The organism is Candidatus Glassbacteria bacterium, assembly GCA_019456185.1.
In the GTDB taxonomy this organism is placed as follows: Bacteria; Gemmatimonadota; Glassbacteria; order GWA2-58-10; family GWA2-58-10; genus JAJRTS01.
The window spans coordinates 1-1,647 of the sequence record VRUH01000141.1 but is presented as its reverse complement, the minus strand read 5'-3'; the positions used below and the strand labels follow the sequence as shown (position 1 = coordinate 1,647).

General features: G+C 55.1%; 1 protein-coding gene. It reads right to left on the bottom strand.

The genetic code is table 11. The features are described 5' to 3' along the window. A partial coding sequence (locus FVQ81_18500) for a hypothetical protein (GenBank protein MBW7998522.1) occupies positions 1-1,511 on the bottom strand: 1,511 nt, incomplete at its 3' end. Positions 1,512-1,647 lie beyond the last annotated feature (136 nt).

The window sequence follows — 1,647 nt, the reverse complement described above, 5'->3', positions numbered from 1 at the left end:
ATTGTCACAGAGTATGTGTACATGGTCGATGCTGTCAAGCCCGTGTCGGTATAGCTAGCTGATGTCTGCCATCCGCTGTCTGTACCGCCTGGGTTTCCGGTAACTTCGTCGAAGTAGTACTGAACCGGACCTGAAGCGTCTGTGCCCGTTGTCGCCGTCATGCTGATAGCAGTATCACTGACAGCAGCCGGAGCACTTGCAAATGTCGCAGGGTCAGGTGTTGGAGGATCTGTTTCAGGTGGACCAACTGACACTACAAACGTCTCGATAAGCGTGCTCGTGCCAGGCGTTTGAGGGGCGCCCTCGGTGTATCGGTAAGTTCGCAGGGTAAGGGTATCTTCTCCATCCGTGTCGAAAATACCGAAGCACTCCGTTTTCTCGGAGTAAACTTCGAACTCGCCGGTGCCGGGACTCCTGGGCTCGACCCCCATCGACCCGATAACCAGATGGTAGATACCGTTCTTCTCGTTATGCTGATAGAAGTGGTCGTGGCCGAACAGCACAAAGCTAACGCCGTAGGGCTCGAAGAGCAGAGTAGTCATGGTGGCCATCTCCGGGTCCGTGCCGTGCATGCCGTAGGAAAGGCTCGGTTTGTGTGCGGCGACAATCTTGAATTTCGCGTTGGAGGCCGCCAGGTCGGCGGCAGCGAAGTTCCACTGGGCGCTGCCTTGACTGCGGCCAATCTCGGTATTGAGCACCAGGATGTGCACATCACCATAATCGTAGGAGAAATAACCGCCGCCGCCTTCGCCGTCGGTCCCGTTGGGCGATTCGGTGAAAGCCTTGGTGTTTATCCCCCAGCCCTCGTGGTTGCCAGGGGTGTTGACAGAGGGCGTGGTGGCGTTCAGAGCGACCTGATTGGGCACGAACCACTCGTTTATCCAGGAAGCGTAGGTGTTTGTGTTACACAAGTCGCCGCCGTAGATCATCATATTCGGGTTCTGCAAAGCCATGTGTGCGGCGATTAGGTTGTGGTTGTACGTGTCGGATCGGCTGTCGCCGGCATAACCAAAGTGTGCGGGCGTACCCGGCTCCGGTGCGGTGCGGAAGGTGTAATTGTCGCTGACCGATGTGCCATGGGTAACCTGGTAGTTGTACACGGTGTTCGGCAGCAGACCGGTGAGCCTGACGTTGTGAACGTAGGTGCCGATGCTCGTCGCGTCGGTGCTTTCCGTGACGGCCGAGCTTCCATAAGCCGTCGTCAGCCCATAATCGACCGTTGCGTTCGCCGTAGTGTCCACCTCCAGACATACGTAGACGCTGTTCGTGGTTACGCCGGCAAGCCAAGGCGCCGCACCCCCCAAAACGTCAACTACCAAACTGTCGCTTACCAGACTTTGACCGTCGTCCGCGGTCAAAGTTAGAGTATAAGTGCCGGCTTCGGTAAAAGTAACAGTTACATCAAGAGCGTCTGCCGGAACGGAAAACGTCGGATCGGCAATATCGACTGGGTCTTTCGTAAATGTCCAACTGTTGATTGTACTGCCTCCACTGTCAACAGACCCGTTCATTGTAACGTCTACGGTGCCGTCGGTCAGAGATGTATTAACATCATTGCCAGCATTAACAATCGTCCCTGGAGTAGTAGTTGTATAGACAGTATAATCACCAATAACTTCTGAGGTTACAGTCCCTTGTCCGTGATAA